Origin of the sequence: Streptomyces sp. B3I8, from assembly GCF_030816915.1 — a bacterium.
Classification (GTDB): Bacteria; Actinomycetota; Actinomycetes; order Streptomycetales; family Streptomycetaceae; genus Streptomyces.
In genome coordinates this window covers 1,430,463-1,449,128 of the sequence record NZ_JAUSYN010000002.1, presented here as the reverse complement: position 1 = coordinate 1,449,128, position 18,666 = coordinate 1,430,463, and the positions used below count along the sequence as shown (strand labels likewise).

Sequence of the window (18,666 nt, the reverse complement as noted above, 5' to 3'; positions counted from 1 at the left end):
TAAGTGGGCTGGCGACGCCAGCATGCACTTAACGGCGTTAAGGTGTCAACCGTGTGGTGTTGCCCGTGGGACCGCGTCACGTGCCACGCCGGGATCCGGCGTCACTCCTCGCCGCGCGCCTTGCGCAATGCCGTCAGGAACGCCTCCGTCGTCCGCCCGTCCCGTACCGCCAGGCGCAGCCACCGGTCGCCGTCGAGACCGGGGAACGTGTCGCCGCGCCGTACCGCGAAGCCCAGGCCGCGCAGGCGGCGGCGGATCTCCGTCGCGCCGGGCACCCGGGTCAGGACGAAGGGGGCCCGCGGGGGGCCCACCACCGTCAGGCCCTCCTCCCGCAGTCCGGCGACCAGCACCGCACGGTCGGCCGCGATCCGCCGCGCGGCCCGTTCCGCCTCCGCGACCGCCTCCGGCGACACGCACGCCTGCGCCGCCACCAGCGCCGGGGTCGACACCGGCCACAGCGGCTGCGCCCGTTCCAGCGCGCGGACGGTGTCCGGGGCCGCCAGGACGTAGCCGATGCGCAGCCCCGCCAGCCCCCACGTCTTCGTCAGGCTGCGCAGGACCACGAGGCCCGGCACGTCCGTCCGGCCCGCCAGCGCCTCGCGCTCACCCGGCACCGCGTCCATGAACGCCTCGTCCACCACCAACGTCCGCCCGGGGCGGGCCAGTTCGGTGACCGTGGCCGCCGGGTGCAGGACCGACGTGGGGTTGGTGGGGTTGCCGAGCACCACCAGGTCCGCGTCCCGCGGAACGGCCTTTGGCGACAGGCGGAAGCCGTCCCGCTCCCGCAGCGGGACGCGGCCCACCTCGTGCCCCGCGTCCCGCAGTGCCGCCTCCGGCTCCGTGAACTGGGGGTGCACGACCACCGGCCGGCGCACCCGGAGCGTCCGTGCCAGCAGGACGAACGCCTCCGCCGCACCCGCCGTCAGCAGCACCCGCTCCACCGGCACACCGTGCCGTGCCGCCACCGCCGCCCGCGCGGCCCGGCCGTCGGGGTAGGCGGCCAGGCCGGTCAGCGACGCGGCGATGAGGTCGCGCAGCCATGCCGGGGGAGTGCCGGTGCGGACGTTCACCGCGAGGTCGACCAGCGCCGGGCCGCCGTCCCGCACCTCCGCGTCGCCGTGGTGGCGCAGGGGATCGGACGTGTCAGTGCGCATGGGAGTGCGCGGGCCCGTGCCCATGCCCGTGCTGACGGCCGTGGCCATGGCCGTGCCCGTGGCCGTCGTGGCCCTCGTCGTCCGGGTGGAAGTGCGGCTGCTGCGGCAGCCCCACCTTGTCCTCGAAGCCCGGCAGCGCGATCCGGTACACGCACGCGTCGCAGTTCATCCGCACGCCGCCCTTCGCGGCCTCCTCGTACCGCTCCCACACCAGGTCGAGCAGCTCCGGCTCCGGGCCGATCACGTCCGCCGACCGCACCTCCGTCTCCGGGTGCGCAGCCGCCCACGTGCCCGTCTGCTCCCGCACGCGGTCCGGCAGGATGCCGGTGAACAGGAAGTACGGCAGGACGACGATCCGGCGCGCGCCCAGCCTCGCGCAGCGGTCCAGTCCGGTCGGCACGTCCGGCGCCGCCAGCGACACGAACGCCGGCTCCACTCCCGCGTACCCGCGCCCCTCCCACAGCAGCCGCGCGGCCCTGTGCACCTCGGCGTTGGCGTCCGGGTCGGTCGACCCGCGCCCCACCAGCAGCACCGTCACCTCCGACGGCTCCCACCCGGTGCCCTCCAGGGCCTGGCCGAGGCGCCGCTCCAGCACCCGCAGCAGGGCGGGGTGCGGGCCCAGCGGGCGGCCGTAGGTGTACGAGATCCCCGGGTGCCGCTCCTTCTCGCGGGCCAGCGCCGCCGGGATGTCGCCCTTGGCGTGCCCGGCGGAGACCAGCATCAGCGGAACGGCGGCGAACCGGCGCACCCCCCGCTCCACCAGCTCGGCCACCGCGTCGCCCAGCGGCGGCGGGGACAGCTCGATGAAGCCGCCCGCGACGGGCAGTTCGGGGTGCCGACGCCCCAGCTCCTCCACGAAGGAACGGAATGCCTCGGCCCCGGCCTCGTCCCGGGTGCCGTGACCGGCGATGAGCAGGGCGGGGGGTGTGGGGGCGGTCACGGGGTCTCCTCAGGGTGTGGAACGGGGTGGTACAGCAGGGCGTTCAGCGCGGCCGCGGCCACCGCCGAACCACCCTTCTCGGACACGTTGCTCACAGCGGGCAGCCCGCTCGCGCGCAGCGCGGCCTTGGACTCGGCCGCGCCGACGAAACCGACGGGCAGACCGATGACGAGCGCGGGGGAGGCGTCCAGCGTCAGCAGCTCCTCCAGCGCGGTGGGCGCACAGCCGATCACCCACAGCGCGCCGGGGCCGACCTCCTCGTACGCCAGGCGCACCGCGTGCGCGGAACGGGTCAGCCCGGGGCCGGACCTCGCCTCCTTCAAGCGGCAGACGGTGTCGCGGCGCGTGATGCCCGCCGCGACCATCTCCACGTCCACCACCACCGGCGCCCCCGCGTGCAGCGCGGCGTGCGCGGCCGTCAACTCGGCCTCGTGGAGGACGAGATCGGACGCGTAGCCGAGGTCGGCGGCGGAGTGGATCACCCGCTCCACCACCGCCCGGGTCAGCGGCGGGAAGTGCGAGGTGTCCAGCCGGGCGCGCAGCCGCCGGAACGACTCCTGCTCGATGGGGTGCACGACACGGTTCACCGGGCCTCCTCCGGCTTCTGCGGCTGATGCGGCGGGCGCGGCTCCTGTGACTCCTGTGGCTCCTGCGGGCGGGTGTCCTGCCAGCGGTAGCCGCGCGGGGTGACCATGCGGCCGGCGATCTCCCGGGTCGCGGTGTTGCCCACCGTGACGACGGTCATCATGTCGACGGTCGCCGGGTCCAGCGCGGCCAGCGTCGTCACCCGGCTCGACTCGTCCGCCCGGGAGGCGTTGCGCACCACCCCGACCGGCGTCCCCGGCTCCCGGTGCTCCGCGAGGATCGCCAGCGCCTTCGGCAACTGCCAGTCGCGGCCCCGGCTGCGCGGGTTGTAGAACGTCACGACGAGGTCCGCCCCGGCCGCCGCCCGCACCCGCCGCTCGATGACCTCCCAGGGCGTGTGCAGGTCGGACAGGCTGATCGACACGTGGTCGTGGCCCAGCGGCGCGCCCAGGATCGCCCCGGCCGCCAGCGCCGCCGTCACCCCCGGTACCCCGACCACGTCGATGTCGTCGGACGCCTCCGCCAGCGCCGGCGACGCCATCGCGTACACCCCGGCGTCCCCGCTGCCGATCAGCGCGACCGCGTGCCCGCGCCGCGCCTCGGCCACCGCCGTGTGCGCCCGCTCCTCCTCCGCGCCGAGCCCCGACTCCAGAACCCGGGTGCCCGGCCGCAGCAGATCGCGGATCTGGCCGACGTACTGGTCCAGTCCCACGAGCACCGACGCCCGGCGCAGTTCCGCCCGCGCGCGCGGGGTCAGCAGGTCGCGCGCGCCCGGGCCGAGCCCGACCACCGCGAGCCGCCCGCGCCCCGGCCGCCGTACGACCGCACAGGTCGCCATGGCGGGCCGAGCCGCCGACTTCCGCTTGGGCACCAGGAGTTCACCCCCGCGCACCAGCGCCGCCGCCTCCGCCACCGACGGGGTGCCGACGGCGGCGAGCGGGGCCTCGGACGGGTTGGGCACCGCCACCTGCGCCAACTCCCCGGCGGAGTACGTCACCAGCGGCACGCCCAGCCGTGCGGCCGCCTCGACGAGACCGGGCTCCGCCGCCTTCGCGTCCACGGTGGCCAGCTCGGCGACGGAGGCGGGGGACAGCCCGGCCCCGCGCAGGGCGTCCTCGACCAGCCCGAGCACCTCGGCCACGGGTGCGCCCTTGGACGCGCCCACGCCCACGACGAGAGTCGGCGGCCGCAGCACCGCTTCCCGCTCGTCCGGCTCGACGAGCCGGTCCGTGACCCGGATCGCGTAAGTCCCGCCGTCCGCCACCAAGCTGTCGGCCACCGCGCTGCCCGCGACCGGCAGCGGCGGCAGCGGCCACGCCACCTCCGCCCGCAGCGCCACCGGATCCCCGTCGAGCAGCGCGCGCGACACGGCGGCCACCGCGCCCTCCACCGGCAGGCCGAGCGTGTCCAGCCCCGGCAGATCCGCCGCGTCCGTCGCCGTGGTCACCACGGGTGCGGCGTCCAGCAGGTCGCCCACCGCGCGCGCCAGTTCGTTGGCCCCGCCGCCGTGGCCGCCGACCAGCGACACCGCGAATCGTCCGCCCTCGTCGACGCAGACCACGCCCGGGTCGGTGTGCTTGTCGCCGAGCAGCGGCGCGAGCAGGCGCACCGTCGCGCCCGTCGCGAGGAAGCACACGAGCTGCTCGCACTCCGCGAACGCCCGCCGTACGGCGTCCCCGACGGGACCCTCGTACACGCGCGTACGGTCCGGCCACGCCACGGCCAGCCGGTCACGGGCGGCCGCGCCCGCCGCGGTGGCGGAAATCAGGCCGATCACAGGGAAACTCCTTCAGCAGCGGGCGCCGGGGGCCGTACGCCCCACAGCAGGAAAACGGGGTTGGTCGCCGCCAGCCGGGTCACGTCCCCGGGCAGCGGCGAGAGCCGGGAGGACTGCAGCAGGACGCCGTCCACGTCCAGCCCGGCGCCGGCGAGCGCCGCGCGGGCCGCCGGGACCCGGTCGAGCGCGGCCAGCGCCACCACGACCGTCCGCCGGGCCCGCCGCGCGCACGCGGCGACCACGTCCGGCAGGTCCACGCCGCCCCCGCCGACGAACGCCGCGTCGGGATCGTCGGCGAGCCCGGCCAGCGCGCCGGGCGCCGCACCGTGCACCACGCGCACGTCGACGCCGTGCGCGGCGGCGTTGGCGCGGATCCGCCCGACGCCGTCCGCGCTCTTCTCCACGGCCACGACCGCCGCGCCGAACCGCGCGCACTCCACGGCCACCGAGCCGGAGCCCGCGCCCACGTCCCACACCAGTTCGCCGAGCCGGGGGCCGAGACGGGCCAGCGCCAGCGCCCGCACCTCCGCCTTGGTGATCATCGAGTCGCGGTGCGCGAAGGCGTCCTCGGGCAGCGCCCAGCCCCCGGCGGCGGGCCCGGCCGGCGGACCGGCCACCGTGCGGGCGGGGCCCTGCGCGCGCGCCGGGTCCAGGCAGAGGACGACGCTCACCGCCTCGCCCCAGTCGCGGGCCGCGGCCTCGGCGGGGGACACCTGTTCGATCCGTTCGGCGTCGGGGTCGCCCAGCGCCCGCGCCACCACCAGGACCCGGCGCCCGGGTCCGTCAGGTCCGGCAGGTTCGTCCGCCAGCGCCGCGCCCAGCTCGGCCGGGCCCGCGCCGGGTCCGGTCAGCACCGCCACCTTGGGGTGCGCGCGGCAGACGTTCACGGCCGTCCGCAGGGCGCGCCCGTGCGCGCTCACCACCACCGCGTCGTCCCACGGCAGCCCGGCCCGCGCCCACGCGGCCGCCACGGACGACACGCCCGGCCGTACGTCGAGCCGCGCACCGCCGAACCGTTCCGCCAGCGCCCGTACGATCCCGAAGAACCCGGGATCACCGGAGGCCAGCACCACGACCGGGCCGCACCCGCCACCGTCCAGGTGCCGGGCGATCGCCTCCAGGGCCGGTGCCAGCGGCCCGAGCGTCACCTGTTCGACGGTGTCCGGCACCGGCGCGGCCACCAGATGCCGCCGCCCGCCCACGACGAGCCCGGCCCCGGCCACCGCCGCCCGCGCCTCGTCGGCGAGGGGGGCTCCCGTGCCGGTACCGATGACGGTGATCCTCGTCGTGCCGCTCATGGCGTCGGCCTCCGGGCGCGCAGGGTCCGGCGGGCCTCCGGGTCGGCCTTGCGGAAGCCGTGGAAGTGGCCCGGGTGGTACAGGTGCGAGCGGGTGCCGTGGGCGTCCAGGGCCGGGCCGACCAGGAACAACGTGTGCTTCCAGAGCTTGTGCTCCTTGACCGTCTCCTCCAGCGTGCCGATCGTGCAGCGCACGATCAGCTCCTCCGGCCACGTCGCCTGGTACGCCACCACGACCGGCGTCGTCGTCGGATAACCGCCCTCCAGCAGCTCCCGCACGAGCTGGCCGCTGCGGGCCGCCGACAGGAACAGCGCCATCGTGGTGCCGTGCCGGGCGAACTCGCGGACCTCCTCACCGGGCGGCATCGGCGTCTTGCCGCCGCCGAGCCGGGTGAGGATCACCGACTGCGCGACCTCCGGGATGGTCAGCTCGCGCCGGGCGAGCGCGGCCACGGCGGAGAAGGACGAGACGCCCGGCACGATCTCCGTCTCGACGCCGAGGGCCGTGCACCGGTCGAGCTGCTCCTGCGTGCCGCCCCACAGCGCCGGGTCCCCGGAGTGGATCCGCGCCACCTTGAGCCCCTCGGCGTGCGCCCGCTCGTACACGGCGACGACGTCCTCCAGAGACATCGTCGCCGAGTCCAGGACCTCCGCACCCTCGCGTGCGTGTTCGAGCACTTCGGCCTGCACGAGGCTGGCCGCCCAGATCACCACGTCCGCCTCGGCGATCGCGCGCGCGGCACGGAAGGTCAGCAGGTCGGCGGCGCCGGGGCCGGCACCGACGAAGGTCACCTTGCCGGTGGGGGCATCGGCCATGAGGTCGGGTCCTCTCGTACGGGAGGTCACCCGCGGGACGGCGGGGGACGGTGGGGCGGGGGTGGTGGACGCGGTGGGGTGCGCGGTGGTCGATGTGCTGCGGAATGTCATGGTGTGCGGGGGTGGCGCGGTGGCCGGATGTGCGCGAACAGGGGTTGATCGGATAGCAAGGGCCCATGGCGGTACTCGTCGCGCTCGGCGCGTTCCTGATGACGCTGGCCGGCGGCTGGACGGCACAACACGTGACCGACCGCCGCCACCTGGTCCTGGGCCTGGCCGGCGGCCTGATGCTCGGCGTGGTCGGCCTCGACCTGCTCCCCGAGGCATTGGAGGCCGCCGGCGAGGACGTGCTCGGCGTCCCCGAGGCCCTGCTGCTGTTCGTCGGCGGCTTCCTCCTGGCCCACCTGGTCGAACGGCTGCTCGCCGCCCGCCGTGCCTCCCACGGCGCCGACGAGCACAACCATCGGGCTCCCGAGGTGGGCCTGACGGCCGCCGCGGCGATGGTCGGACACAGCGCGATGGACGGTGTCGCGATCGGCGCCGCCTTCCAGGTCGGCGGCGGCATGGGTACCGCCGTCGCCCTCGCCGTCGTCGCCCACGACTTCGCCGACGGCTTCAACACCTACACGCTCACCAGCCTGTACGGGAACGCCCGCCGCAAGGCGCTGACCATGCTCTTCGCGGACGCCGTCGCCCCGATGGTCGGCGCGGCCTCCACGCTCTTCGTCACCATCCCGGAACAGGCGCTCGGCGGCTACCTCGGCCTCTTCGGCGGCGTACTGCTCTATCTCGCCGCCGCCGAGATCCTCCCCGAGGCACATCACGTCCACCCCGCCCGCTCGACCCTGCTGTGCACGGTCGCGGGCGTGGGCTTCATCTGGCTGGTGGTGGGTCTGGCGGGCTGAGCACCGCGCACGCCGCCCCACGAGGGTGGTCACAGCTTGCCGCCCCGGGTGCCGTCGCGGCGGGCGGGCGCGATCAGGGTCGACAGGTAGGGGAGCGGGCCGTCGCCCGTCAGCTCGGCGGCCGGGCGGATCGACTCCTCCGGCAGCCCCAGCGCCGAGCCCCACACCGCGTCCGCCAGCCGCCCCGTCTCGCGCAGCGCGTCGGCGACCTCGCCCGCCTGCCGCCCGAACTTGTAGGCGACGACCGTGCCGGGACCGTCCAGCGCCTCCTTCAGCACCGCCGCCCCGGCGGTCACCGGGACCAGCGTCAGCGGCTCGGTGCCCTCGGTCAGCACGGCACCGGAGCGGGCCGCCAGGTCCTGCATGGCGGTGATCCCGGGCACCGTCTCCACCACCGTCCCCGGCACGAGCGCGGCGACCGTGTGCGCGAGATACGTGAACGTCGAGTACACGTTCGGGTCGCCGATCGTGGCGAACGCGACCGACCCGCCCGGGTGCGCGCGCAGCAGCGCGGCGACCCGCTCACCGGCCACGTCCCACGCGGCCTCGCGCCGCGCCCGGTCCGTCCGCTCGTTCAGCGCGAACACCACCCGTACGACCTTCTCGGCGGACACGTAGTGCAGCACCGTCGCCTCGGCCCGCCCGCGCTCACCGCTGTCCATCACCGGTACGACGACCACGTCCGCGGCGCGCAGCGCGCCCACGCCCTTGACGGTCACCAGCTCGGGGTCGCCGGGACCCACCCCGACCCCGATCAGCCTGCTGTTCATGACGTCCGGCACCTCTCGACGAACCTGTGGGCGACACCCGGCGCGGCGGCCCAGTGCGTGTGCAGATAACTGGCGTGCGCACCGCGCCGTACGAACCCCTCCAGCCGGCGCCCGGTGCCGCGGAGGCCCCAGGCGGGGGCTTCCGGGTCCGCCCCGGGCTCGACGACGGTCCGGTGGAACTCGTGCCCGCGCATGCGGGTGCCGGCGAGGGCGAGGGAGCTGTCGGTCACGGCGACGGCGTCCCGGTAGCCGAGGGTGAGCCGCTCGGACATCCGCGCGGAGGCGTCCAGTACGCCGCACATCGGCAGCCCGTCCAGCTCCCGGCACAGGTACAGCAGCCCGGCACACTCGGCGGCGACGGGCCCGCCGCCCCGCGCGAACTCGCCCACGGCCTTGCGCAGCGGCTCGTTCGCGGACAGCTCGGCGGCGTACACCTCCGGGAAGCCGCCGCCGACGACGAGCCCGGCGGTGCGGTCGGGAAGCCGTTCGTCCCGCAACGGATCGAACGCCACGACCTCCGCCCCGGCGGCGGCGAGCAGTTCGGCATGCTCGGCGTAGGAGAACGTGAACGCGGCCCCGGAGGCGAGGGCGACGACGGGAGGCGCGCCTTCCGGCTCGGGGCGTTCCGGTGCGTCGGCGGGCGTGAGCAGTGCGTGGTCGCTCGCGCGGTTCCCCGCGCCCCCGACAAGGGGCGGCGAGGGCGGGACCCGCACGGCCTCGGCCGCGTCCCACGCCGCACCCGACACCGCACCGGCCCCCCGCGCCAACCCCACCAGCGCCTCCAGATCACACCCCTCGGCCACCTGCGCCGCCATCGCGGCAACGCCCTCCACCGCCGAAGCCCGCCGCTCGGCGACCGGCACCAACCCCAGATGCCGCGACGGCACATCCACCTGCGGCGCCCGCCGCAACACCCCCAGCACCGGCACCCCCACCGACTCCAACGCCTCCCGCAACAACGCCTCGTGCCGCTCCGACGCGACCTTGTTGAGGATCACACCCCCGACCCGCACCTCCGGATCCCACGTCACGAACCCGTGCACCAGCGCCGCCACCGACCGCGACTGCGCCGACGCGTCCACGACCAGCACCACCGGCGCCCCCAGCAGCTTCGCCACCTGCGCCGTGGACCCCAGCTCACCCTCGCCCGCCGCCCCGTCGAACAGCCCCATCACGCCCTCGACGACCGCGATGTCGCACCCCCGCGCCCCGTGCAGGAACAGCGGAGCCACCAGCTCCGGCCCGCACAGGTACGCGTCGAGATTCCGCCCCACCCGTCCCGTGGCGAGCGCGTGGTAGCCGGGGTCGATGTAGTCCGGCCCCACCTTGTGCGGCGACACGGCCAGCCCCCGCGCGGTGAGCGCGGCCATCAGCCCCGTCGCCACGGTGGTCTTGCCACTGCCGGAGGCCGGCGCGGCGACGACCAGCCGGGGCAGCACGGTGGACGACGACGTCACCACTCGATGCCCCTCTGGCCCTTCTGGCCGGCGTCCATCGGGTGCTTCACCTTCGACATGTCGGTCACCAGGTCCGCGAAGTCCACGAGCTTCTCCGGCGCGTTCCGCCCGGTGATCACGACATGCTGGGTGCCGGGCCGGTGCCGCAGCACGTCGACCACCTCGTCGGTGTCGACCCACCCCCAGTGCATCGGGTACGCGAACTCGTCGAGCACGTACAGCTTGTACGTCTCGGCGGCCAGGTCGCGCTTGACCTGCTCCCAGCCCTCCCGCGCCTTCTCCTCGTTGGTCGCGTTGTCGCCCTGCAGGCCCCGCTGGACCCAGGACCACCCCTCGCCCATCTTGTGCCAGGCCACCGAGCCGCCCTCGCCGGACGCCCCCAGCACCCGCAGCGCGTTCTCCTCGCCGACCTTCCACTTCGCCGACTTGACGAACTGGAACACCCCGATCGGCCACCCCTGGTTCCAGGCGCGCAGCGCCAGCCCGAACGCGGCGGTCGACTTGCCCTTTCCCACGCCCGTGTGGACGACCACCAGCGGACGGTTGCGTCGCTGACGGGTCGTCAGGCCGTCGTCCGGCACCACACTCGGCTGTCCCTGCGGCATTACGCGGCCCTCCGCTGTGTCGTCCGCCGTGTCCTCTGCGCATCGTGCGCGCCCTGTGCGCCCTGCACGTCCCGCACCAGCCCGGCGATCGAGTCCGCCCGCAGCTCGTCCAGCGTCACCGCCGTACCGCCCAGTTCACCGGCGAGCCGCCCCGCCAGCCCGAGCCGTACCGGACCCGACTCGCAGTCCACGACCACGGACGCGGTCCCCTCGGCGGCGAACAGCCCCGCCGCCCGCGAGGCCAGCGCGACCGGATCGGGACCGCCGGTGGCCCGGCCGTCCGTCACCACCACGACCAGCGCCCGCCGCGCGGGATCCCGCAGCCGCTCCACCCGCAGCACCTCGTGCGCCCTGAGCAGCCCGGCCGCCAGCGGGGTGCGCCCGCCCGTCGGCAGCGACTCCAGCCGGGCCGCCGCCGCGTCCACGGAGGAGGTCGGTGGCAGGGCCACCTCGGCGGACGAACCCCGGAAGGTCACGAGCCCCACCTTGTCCCGCCGCTGATAGGCGTCGAGCAGCAGCGAGACCACCGCACCCTTCACGGCACTCATCCGCTGCCGCGCCGCCATCGACCCGGAGGCGTCGACGACGAACAGCACGAGGTTGCCCTCACGCCCCTCGCGGGTCGCCTGCCGCAGATCGTCCCGGCGCACCACGAGCCCGGGCCCGCTGCGCCCCCGCGCCCGCTGATGCGGTGCGGCGGCCTGCACCGTCGCCGCCAGGTGCAGCTTGGTCAGGGCGCCCCGGGGGCGCCGGGCGCCCGTCGTCCGCCCGTGCTCGGTCCGCGCCCGAGAGCGCCGCCCGGCGGCACCCTCACCGAGGCCGGGCACGCTGAGCACCTTCGTACGGAACGGCTCGGCGGCCCGCACCGGCGATTGCTCACCGGCGCCCGCACCGGACGGCTGCGGCTCGCCGCCCTCGCCCGCCTCGGGCCGCGCGGCGGTGTCCCCGCCCCCGGGGCCGCCGTCCTCGGGGGACGGCTGCCCGCCGCCACCGCCGGGCCCGTCGTCGTCCGGATCGGGGTCGCCGCCTCCCTCACCGCCGTCGCCGCTGCCCTCGTCCGACCCGCCGCACTCCTCCAGCGTCTCGTCGAGCTTGTCCTCGTCGAGTCCGGGCGCGTCGAACGGGTTGCGACGGCGCCGGTGGGGGAGCGCCAGCAGTGCGGCCTGGCGCACGTCCTCCGCGAGTACGACCGTCCGGCCGGCCCAGGCCGCCAGCGCGGTCGCCGTCCGTGCCATCACGATGTCGGCACGCATGCCGTCCACCTCGAACGCCGCGCACGTCGCCGCGATCTGCCGCAGCGCCCCGTCGCCCAGCCGCACCGAGGGCAGCAACTCCCGCGCGGCGACGATCCGTTGCCGTACGGCGGCCTCCTCCTCGGCCCACCGCACGGCGAACCCGGCGGGATCGTCGTCGTAGGCGAGCCGCCGCCGTACGACCTCCACGCGCTGATCCGGCTCGCGGGACGCGGCGACCTCGACGGTGAGGCCGAAGCGGTCGAGCAACTGCGGCCTCAGTTCCCCCTCTTCGGGGTTCATGGTGCCGACGAGCAGGAACTTCGAGGCATGCCGTACGGAGACACCCTCGCGCTCGACGTACGAGGCACCCATCGCGGCGGCGTCCAGCAACAGGTCCACGAGGTGGTCATGGAGCAGGTTCACCTCGTCGACGTACAGGATTCCCCGGTGCGCGTCGGCGAGCAGCCCCGGTTCGAACGCCTTCACGCCTTCCGCGAGCGCCCGCTCGATGTCGAGCGCACCCACCAGCCGGTCCTCCGAGGCTCCGACCGGCAGCTCCACCATGCGAGCCGCGCGGGACTCGAAGGCCCCGCCCTCGTGCGGCCCGTCCGGGCACGCGGGATCCGGCGCGGCCGGATCGCACGAGAACCGGCACCCGGAGACGACGTCCACGGCGGGCAACAGCGCCGACAGTGCCCGTACGGCGGTGCTCTTGGCGGTGCCCTTCTCGCCGCGCACCAACACCCCGCCGACCGCCGGGGACACGGCGTTCAGCAGCAGCGCGAGCCGCAGGTCGTCCTGGCCGACAACGGCCGTGAACGGAAAGGGGGTACTCACTTCTCGTCGCCCTCCAGATCGCCTTCGAGTTCCAGATAGGTGGCGCGCAGCCGCTCCAGCGTCTCCGCGTCCGGCTCCGCCCACAGCCCGCGCTCCGCCGCCTCCAGCAGGCGTTCGGTGATGCCGCGCAGCGCCCAGGGGTTGGACTTCCGCATGAAGTCCTGGTTCTCGGCGTCGAAGACGTACTCGGCCGACAACTTCTCGTACATCCAGTCGTCGACCACGCCCGCCGTGGCGTCGTACCCGAACAGGTAGTCCACCGTCGCGGCCATCTCGAAAGCACCCTTGTAGCCGTGCCGCCGCATGGCCGCCATCCAGCGCGGGTTGACCACCCGCGCCCGGAACACCCGGTGCGTCTCCTCGCCCAGCGTCCGCGTCTTCACCTGGTCCGGCGTGGCCGAGTCGCCCACGTACGCCTCGGGGCTCTCGCCCGTCAGGTGCCGGACCATGGCGACCATGCCGCCGTGGTACTGGAAGTAGTCGTCGGCGTCGACGAGATCGTGTTCCCTCGTGTCCACGTTCTTCGCCGCCACCGCGATCCGCCGGAACGCCGTCTCCATGTCACCGCGCGCCGCCCGTCCGTCCAGGCCGCGCCCGTACGCGTAGCCGCCCCACACCGCGTACACCTCGGCGAGGTCGGCGTCGGAGCGCCAGTTGCGGGCGTCGATGAGCGGCAGCAGGCCCGCGCCGTACGCGCCGGGCTTGGAGCCGAAGATGCGGGACGTGGCCCGGCGGCGGTCGCCGTGCGCGGCGGTGTCCTCGTCGGCGTGCGCCTTCACGAAGTTGGCGTCGGCCGGCTCGTCCAGCTCCGCCACCGCCCGTACGGCGTCGTCGATCAACCCCACCACGTGCGGGAACGCGTCCCGGAAGAAGCCGGAGATGCGGACCGTGACGTCGATGCGCGGCCGGCCCAGCTCCTTCGGGGGGAGCACCTCGAAGCCGGTCACCCGGCGCGACGCGTCGTCCCACACCGGGCGGCAGCCCAGCAGCGCGAGGATCTCGGCGATGTCGTCGCCCTGGGTGCGCATCGCGGAGGTGCCCCACACCGTCAGCCCGACGGACTTCGGGTACTCACCGGTGTCGGTGAGATACCGCTGCACCAGCGAGTCCGCCAGCGACTGCCCGACCTCCCAGCTCAGCCGGGACGGGATCGCCTTGGGGTCGACGGAGTAGAAGTTCCGGCCGGTCGGCAGGACGTTGACCAGGCCGCGCGTGGGCGAGCCGGAGGGGCCCGCCGGGACGTAACCGCCGTCCAGGGCGAGCAGGATGTGCCCGATCTCGTCCGTCGTACGGGCCAGCCGGGGCACCACCTCCTCGCAGGCGAACCGCAACACCGCCGCCGCCTCGAGGAGTTCGGTGCCCAGGACCTCGCGTACGAGGGCGTCGCCCGCGTCGGCCGCCCAGTCGCGCGCCTCCATGCCCTCGGCGAGGCGGCGGCAGAGCTGCTCGAGCAGGTCGATCGCGTCGGACGCGGTACGGGCGGGACCGTCCACCAGGCCGGTCAGCTCCACCGGAATCTTGACCCCGGCGCCCGGTTCGGCCAGCAACTCCTTCTCCACCAGCCCGAAATGGGCGGCGAGGCAGGCCCGCAGACCCGGCAGCGCGTTCGCCCGGCCGCCCCACACCTGCGAGGCGCGCAGTACCGCGAGCACCAGGTTGACGCGCGGCTCACCGACCGGGCCGCCGCCCAGGATGTGCAGGCCGTCGCGGATCTGCACATCCTTGATCTCGCACAGATAGCCGTCGATGTGCATGACGAACGAGTCGAACTCGGCGTCGTCGGGCTGGTCGTCCACGTGCAGGTCGTGGTGGAGCTCGGCGGCCTTGACCAGCGTCCAGATCTGCGCCCGCACGGCCGGGGCCTTCGTCGGGTCGAGATCGCTCACCAGCGCGTACTCGTCGAGGAGTTGTTCCAGTTTCGCCAGGTCGCCGTAGGTGTCGGCCCGCGCCATCGGCGGCACCAGGTGGTCGACCACCGTCGCGTGCCCGCGCCGTTTGGCCTGGGTGCCCTCGCCGGGGTCGTTGACGATGAACGGGTAGATCAGCGGCAGGTCGCCGAGCACGGCGTCCGGCGCGCAGCCGGCGCTCAGCCCGAGCCCCTTGCCGGGCAGCCACTCCATCGTGCCGTGCTTGCCCATGTGGACGATCGCGTCGGCGCCGAAACTGTTCTCCAGCCATCGGTAGGCGGCGAGGTAGTGGTGGGACGGCGGCATGTCGGGGTCGTGGTAGATCGCGATGGGGTTCTCGCCGAAGCCGCGCGGCGGCTGGATCATGACCACGACGTTCCCGAACCGCAGCGACGCGAGCACGATGTCGTCGCCGTCCACGTACAGGGAGCCCGGCGGCTCGCCCCACGCCTGGAGCATGCCGCCGCGCAGCTCGGGGTCGAGCGTGTCGAACCACTCCCGGTAGTCGGCGAGCGGCACCCGTGCGGGGGCGGCGGCGAGCTGGTCCTCGGTCAGCCACTCCACGTCGTGGCCGCCTGCCTCGATGAGCCGGTGGATCAACTCGTCGCCGCCGGACGGGTATCCGTGCACCCCGTACCCCGCCTCGCGCAGCGCGTCCAGCACCCGTACCGCCGAGGCGGGCGTGTCCAGGCCGACGGCGTTGCCGACCCGGGAGTGCTTGGTGGGGTAGGCGGTGAAGACGAGCGCGATCCTCTTCTCGGCGTTCGGCTTGTGCCCGAGCGCCGCGTGCCGCACGGCGATCCCGGCGACCCGCGCGGCCCGCTCGGGGTCGGCGACGTACACCGGGACCCCGGCCCCGTCGTCGTCGAGCTGTTCCTTGAAGGAGAAGGGGACGGTGACCAGCCGGCCGTCGAACTCGGGGATGGCGACCTGCATCGCCGCGTCCATCGGGGACAGCGCGGCGTCGGACGCCTCCCACTGGGCGCGCGAGGAGGTCAGGCACAGCCCCTGCAGCACGGGCACGTTCAGCTCGGCCAGCGCCCCGACGTCCCACGCCTCCTCCTCGCCGCCCGCCGACGCCTGCGAGGCGTGGGTGCCGCCGGCGGCCAGCACGGTGGCGACGAGCGCGTCGGCCCCCGCCAGCAGCTCGTACAGGCCGGGGTCCGCGCCGCGCAGCGAACCGCAGTACACCGGCAGCGCGTTGGCGCCGCGCGCCTCGATCGCGTCGCACAGGGTGTCCACGAAGCCGGTGTTGCCGCTGAGTTCGTGGGCGCGGTAGAAGAGCACGCCGACGGTCGGCCGGCCCGGTACGCGGGCGCGGGCGCCGTGCACGCCGTACTCGGGCATCTTCCGCGGCTCCTCGAAGCCCTCGCCGGTCAGCAGCACGGTGTCCGACAGGAACCGGGCGAGCTGGGTGAGGTTGTCGGGGCCGCCCTCGACCAGATAGCGCAGGGCCTCGGCCACCACGCCCGCCGGCACCGACGACTCGGCCATCAGCTCGGCGTCCGGCACGCTCTCCCCGCCGAGCAGCACGGTCGGCACGCCGGACGCCTTCAGCGCGGCCAGCCCGTCCTCCCACGCCCGCTTGCCGCCCAGCAGCCGTACGACGGCGAGGTCGGCGCCGTCGAGCAGCGCGGGCAGCTCCTCGGCGACGTCCACGCGGGTGGGGTTGCCGATCCGGTAGCCGGCACCGGTGGCGGCCCGGGCCGCCAGCAGGTCCGTGTCGGCGGTCGACAACAACAACACTGTGCTCATGCGGGCGCTCCCGGTGGGATGAAGGGCAGTCCTTGCGGCGCGCCGGACTCGATGAGCCGCCACAGCGCGTCCGTGTCCGCGTGCTGTTCGATCAGGTCGCCGAGCCGGTCGAGCTGCTCCTCGCGCAGCGCGGCGAACGACGTGTCGGGGGCGGGGACGAAGCGGCGGCCCGCGGCGGCGGCCACCTCGCGCAGGAAGGCGCGCCGGAAACCGTCCGACTCCAGCGAGCCGTGCCAGTGCGTGCCCCGGACCGCCCCGACCCGGCAGCCGTCCGGGTCGAGGCCCCCGGCGGTGCGGATGAACGTCTCCCCGCCGGTGACCTCGGCGACCCCGTGGTGGATCTCGTACCCCTCGACGGGCTCACCGAGGGCCTCGCCGACGGGCCGGGCGAGGGTCTTCTCGCGGGCGAACCGGACCCGTACGGGCAGCAGTCCGAGGCCGTCCACCCGTCCGGCGCGCGACTCGACCTCGTCCTCGATGTACTCGCCGAGGATCTGGTAGCCGCCGCAGATCCCGAGGACCGGCCGCCCCTCGGCGGCCCGGCGGCACAGCGCGTCGGCGAGCCCCCGCGCCCGCAGCCACTCCAGAGCCCGGACGGTGCCGCGCGTGCCGGGCACGACGACGAGGTCGGCGTCGGCCAGCTCCTCCGGCCGGTCCACGAACCGCACGACGACACCGGGTTCGGCGGCGAGCGCGTCGACGTCCGTGAAGTTGGACATCAGCGGGAGCGCGCACACGGCGACCCGCAGCACGTCCTCGCCGACCGGCGGCGCGGTGTTCGACTCCCGGACGGTCCCGCGCGACGAGACCCTCCCCCAAGCTCTCAACTTCGTTCGAGCAGGGGGGACCCCCATTCCGTCCTCCTCGTCGATGCCGAGGCCGTGCCGGAACGGGAGCACGCCGTACGTGGACCGGCCGGTGAGTCCGTGCAGCATGTCGAGGCCGGGTTCGAGCAGCGAGACGTCGCCCCGGAACTTGTTGACGAGGAACCCGGCGACCAGCTCCTGGTCCGCGCGGGAGAGCAGGGCGACGGTGCCGAAGAAGGAGGCGAAGACCCCGCCCCGGTCGATGTCGCCGACGACGACCACGGGGAGCCTCGCGTTCCGCGCGATCCCCATGTTGACGATGTCGGTCCGGCGCAGATTGATCTCGGCCGGGCTGCCCGCGCCCTCGCAGATCACCGCGTCGTACGTGGCGCGCAGCTCGGCCAGGGAGTCGAGCACGGTGCCGAGCAACTCCCGCTGCCGCCCGCCGTGGTAGCCGCGGGCGCTCATCTCGCCGACCGGCCGGCCGAGCAGCACCACCTGGCTGCTCCGCTCGCCGCCCGGCTTGAGCAGCACGGGGTTCATCAGCGCGGTCGGCTCGATCCGGCAGGCCTGGGCCTGCATGGCCTGCGCCCGCCCGATCTCGGCGCCCTCACGCGTGACGAACGAGTTGAGGGACATGTTCTGCGCCTTGAACGGCGCGACCTTGACGCCGCGCCGCGCCAGCCACCGGCAGATCCCGGCGGTGACGACGCTCTTCCCGGCGTCGGAGGTGGTCCCGGCGACGAGCAGCCCGCCACCGGTCCGACGGTCGGTACCGCCGCTCATGATGTACGCCCCTTCGCCGTCGCCCTCGTGTGCGCGCCTGTGTTCGCGCTTGCGTTCGCCCGGCGGCTGCGGCTCCCGAACGCGAGCCGCACGCCCGCGCACACGCCCAGCGCGAGCCAGTTCACGCGCCGCGAGAGCCGCGCCGCACGCTCGATGTCCGCCACCCGCACGGCGCGCCCGGCGCCATTGAGCAGCGGACGGTGCTCCACGCGCCCTCCGTACGACAACGTGCCGCCCAGCCGCACCCCGAGCGCCCCCGCGAAGGAGGCCTCGACGGGACCGGCGTTGGGGCTCGGATGCCGGCCCGCGTCCGCCCGCCAGGCCCGTACCGCACCCCGGGGGTCCGGACCGGCGACGGCCGCGAGGACGGCGGTGAGCCGCGCCCCCGGTGCACCGGCCAGGTCGTCCAGCCGCGCGGAGGCCCACCCGTACCGCAGATGACGGGGGGAACGGTGACCGACCATGGCGTCCAGCGTGTTGACGGCCCGGAAGCCGAGCAGTCCCGGCACACCGGCGACGGCACCCCATACGAGGGCGCCCACGACGGCGTCGGAGGTGTTCTCGGCGACGGACTCGACGACGGCCCGCGCGATTCCGTCGGCGTCCAGCGCCTGCGGGTCGCGCCCGCACAGGTGCGGCAGCCGCGCCCGGGCGGCGTCCACGTCACCGGCCTCCAGCGCCCGCCCCACCGCCCGCGCCTCCCGCACGAGCGAAGTGCCGCCGACGACGGCCCAGGTGGCGGTCGCGGTCAGGGCGACGGAGGCGACGGGGGAGCGGCGTACGGCGCGCGCGGCGAGGGCTCCGAGCGCGGTGGCGCCACCGGCGCACACCAGGGTGTGCAGCGCGCCCCGGCCTCGGTGATCACGCCACAGCGCACGCTCCACGGCTGCCGCGGCCCGCCCGAACACGGCGACGGGATGCCCGCGGCGCGGATCGCCGAGGAGCAGGTCGCCGAGGAGGCCGGCAGTGGCGCCGTACGCGTAGAGGCGTTCGGCACCCACGGGGTCAACCGGCCGTGGGATCGGTCAGGGTGT

Annotated in this window: 14 protein-coding genes; 1 reads left to right on the top strand and 13 read right to left on the bottom strand. The window is 75.1% G+C overall.

Annotated features, from left to right (window positions below; genetic code table 11):
• Window positions 1-101: 101 nt before the first annotated feature.
• From cobC to cobM, 6 genes are read right to left on the bottom strand one after another with little or no spacing between them, the layout of a single operon-like run.
• Entirely contained in the window at window positions 102-1,154 is a 1,053-nt protein-coding gene (gene cobC / locus QFZ64_RS08730) for an Rv2231c family pyridoxal phosphate-dependent protein CobC (protein ID WP_307064053.1), read from the bottom strand.
• Window positions 1,144-2,094 (bottom strand): sirohydrochlorin chelatase, encoded by a 951-nt coding sequence (locus QFZ64_RS08725; RefSeq protein ID WP_307064051.1) that lies wholly within the window; start codon window positions 2,092-2,094, stop codon window positions 1,144-1,146. Before QFZ64_RS08725 ends, cobC begins: the two co-directional genes overlap by 11 nt.
• On the bottom strand, window positions 2,091-2,681 hold the full coding sequence (locus QFZ64_RS08720) for a precorrin-8X methylmutase (protein ID WP_307064049.1): 591 nt from the start codon (window positions 2,679-2,681) through the stop codon (window positions 2,091-2,093). Before QFZ64_RS08720 ends, QFZ64_RS08725 begins: the two co-directional genes overlap by 4 nt.
• The gene (gene cobJ, locus QFZ64_RS08715; protein WP_307064047.1) at window positions 2,678-4,456 is read right to left on the bottom strand and encodes a precorrin-3B C(17)-methyltransferase; all 1,779 of its coding nucleotides are present in this window, start codon (window positions 4,454-4,456) and stop codon (window positions 2,678-2,680) included. Before cobJ ends, QFZ64_RS08720 begins: the two co-directional genes overlap by 4 nt.
• Window positions 4,453-5,754: a precorrin-6y C5,15-methyltransferase (decarboxylating) subunit CbiE gene (gene cbiE, locus QFZ64_RS08710; protein WP_307064045.1), complete on the bottom strand. Its 1,302-nt coding sequence runs from the start codon at window positions 5,752-5,754 to the stop codon at window positions 4,453-4,455. Before cbiE ends, cobJ begins: the two co-directional genes overlap by 4 nt.
• Entirely contained in the window at window positions 5,751-6,569 is an 819-nt protein-coding gene (gene cobM, locus QFZ64_RS08705; protein WP_307064043.1) for a precorrin-4 C(11)-methyltransferase, read from the bottom strand. The genes cbiE and cobM overlap by 4 nt, the downstream gene beginning before the upstream one ends.
• A 176-nt stretch (window positions 6,570-6,745) precedes the next feature.
• Here cobM and QFZ64_RS08700 point away from each other — a divergent pair, with 176 nt between their 5' ends.
• The gene (locus tag QFZ64_RS08700) at window positions 6,746-7,474 is read left to right on the top strand and encodes a ZIP family metal transporter (protein ID WP_307064041.1); all 729 of its coding nucleotides are present in this window, start codon (window positions 6,746-6,748) and stop codon (window positions 7,472-7,474) included.
• Window positions 7,475-7,503: 29 nt separating this feature from the next.
• Here QFZ64_RS08700 and cobI read toward each other — a convergent pair whose 3' ends face one another.
• The 7 genes from cobI to QFZ64_RS08665 are packed head-to-tail and all read right to left on the bottom strand — an operon-like array spanning window position 7,504 to window position 18,633.
• Entirely contained in the window at window positions 7,504-8,244 is a 741-nt protein-coding gene (gene cobI / locus QFZ64_RS08695) for a precorrin-2 C(20)-methyltransferase (RefSeq protein ID WP_307064039.1), read from the bottom strand.
• Window positions 8,241-9,704 (bottom strand): cobyrinate a,c-diamide synthase, encoded by a 1,464-nt coding sequence (locus tag QFZ64_RS08690; RefSeq protein WP_307064037.1) that lies wholly within the window; start codon window positions 9,702-9,704, stop codon window positions 8,241-8,243. Before QFZ64_RS08690 ends, cobI begins: the two co-directional genes overlap by 4 nt.
• Window positions 9,698-10,306: a cob(I)yrinic acid a,c-diamide adenosyltransferase gene (gene cobO, locus QFZ64_RS08685; protein WP_307064035.1), complete on the bottom strand. Its 609-nt coding sequence runs from the start codon at window positions 10,304-10,306 to the stop codon at window positions 9,698-9,700. Before cobO ends, QFZ64_RS08690 begins: the two co-directional genes overlap by 7 nt.
• Window positions 10,306-12,378 (bottom strand): putative cobaltochelatase, encoded by a 2,073-nt coding sequence (locus QFZ64_RS08680; RefSeq protein WP_307064033.1) that lies wholly within the window; start codon window positions 12,376-12,378, stop codon window positions 10,306-10,308. The genes cobO and QFZ64_RS08680 overlap by 1 nt, the downstream gene beginning before the upstream one ends.
• The gene (gene cobN, locus QFZ64_RS08675; RefSeq protein ID WP_307064031.1) at window positions 12,375-16,040 is read right to left on the bottom strand and encodes a cobaltochelatase subunit CobN; all 3,666 of its coding nucleotides are present in this window, start codon (window positions 16,038-16,040) and stop codon (window positions 12,375-12,377) included. Before cobN ends, QFZ64_RS08680 begins: the two co-directional genes overlap by 4 nt.
• Complete coding sequence (locus tag QFZ64_RS08670) at window positions 16,037-17,632, bottom strand: cobyric acid synthase (protein WP_307064029.1); 1,596 nt, start codon at window positions 17,630-17,632, stop codon at window positions 16,037-16,039. The genes cobN and QFZ64_RS08670 overlap by 4 nt, the downstream gene beginning before the upstream one ends.
• Entirely contained in the window at window positions 17,629-18,633 is a 1,005-nt protein-coding gene (locus QFZ64_RS08665) for a cobalamin biosynthesis protein (RefSeq protein ID WP_307064027.1), read from the bottom strand. The genes QFZ64_RS08670 and QFZ64_RS08665 overlap by 4 nt, the downstream gene beginning before the upstream one ends.
• Between the last annotated feature and the right edge of the window lie 33 nt (window positions 18,634-18,666).

Bases quoted from the DNA above. Each gene is read 5' to 3' on its own strand.
- cobC (WP_307064053.1), bottom strand. From the start codon at position 1,154: ATGCGCACTGACACGTCCGATCCCCTGCGCCACCACGGCGACGCGGAG.
- cbiE (WP_307064045.1), bottom strand. From the start codon at position 5,754: ATGAGCGGCACGACGAGGATCACCGTCATCGGTACCGGCACGGGAGCC.
- cobM (WP_307064043.1), bottom strand. From the start codon at position 6,569: ATGGCCGATGCCCCCACCGGCAAGGTGACCTTCGTCGGTGCCGGCCCC.
- QFZ64_RS08700 (WP_307064041.1), top strand. From the start codon at position 6,746: ATGGCGGTACTCGTCGCGCTCGGCGCGTTCCTGATGACGCTGGCCGGC.
- cobI (WP_307064039.1), bottom strand. From the start codon at position 8,244: ATGAACAGCAGGCTGATCGGGGTCGGGGTGGGTCCCGGCGACCCCGAG.
- cobO (WP_307064035.1), bottom strand. From the start codon at position 10,306: ATGCCGCAGGGACAGCCGAGTGTGGTGCCGGACGACGGCCTGACGACC.
- cobN (WP_307064031.1), bottom strand. From the start codon at position 16,040: ATGAGCACAGTGTTGTTGTTGTCGACCGCCGACACGGACCTGCTGGCG.
- QFZ64_RS08670 (WP_307064029.1), bottom strand. From the start codon at position 17,632: ATGAGCGGCGGTACCGACCGTCGGACCGGTGGCGGGCTGCTCGTCGCC.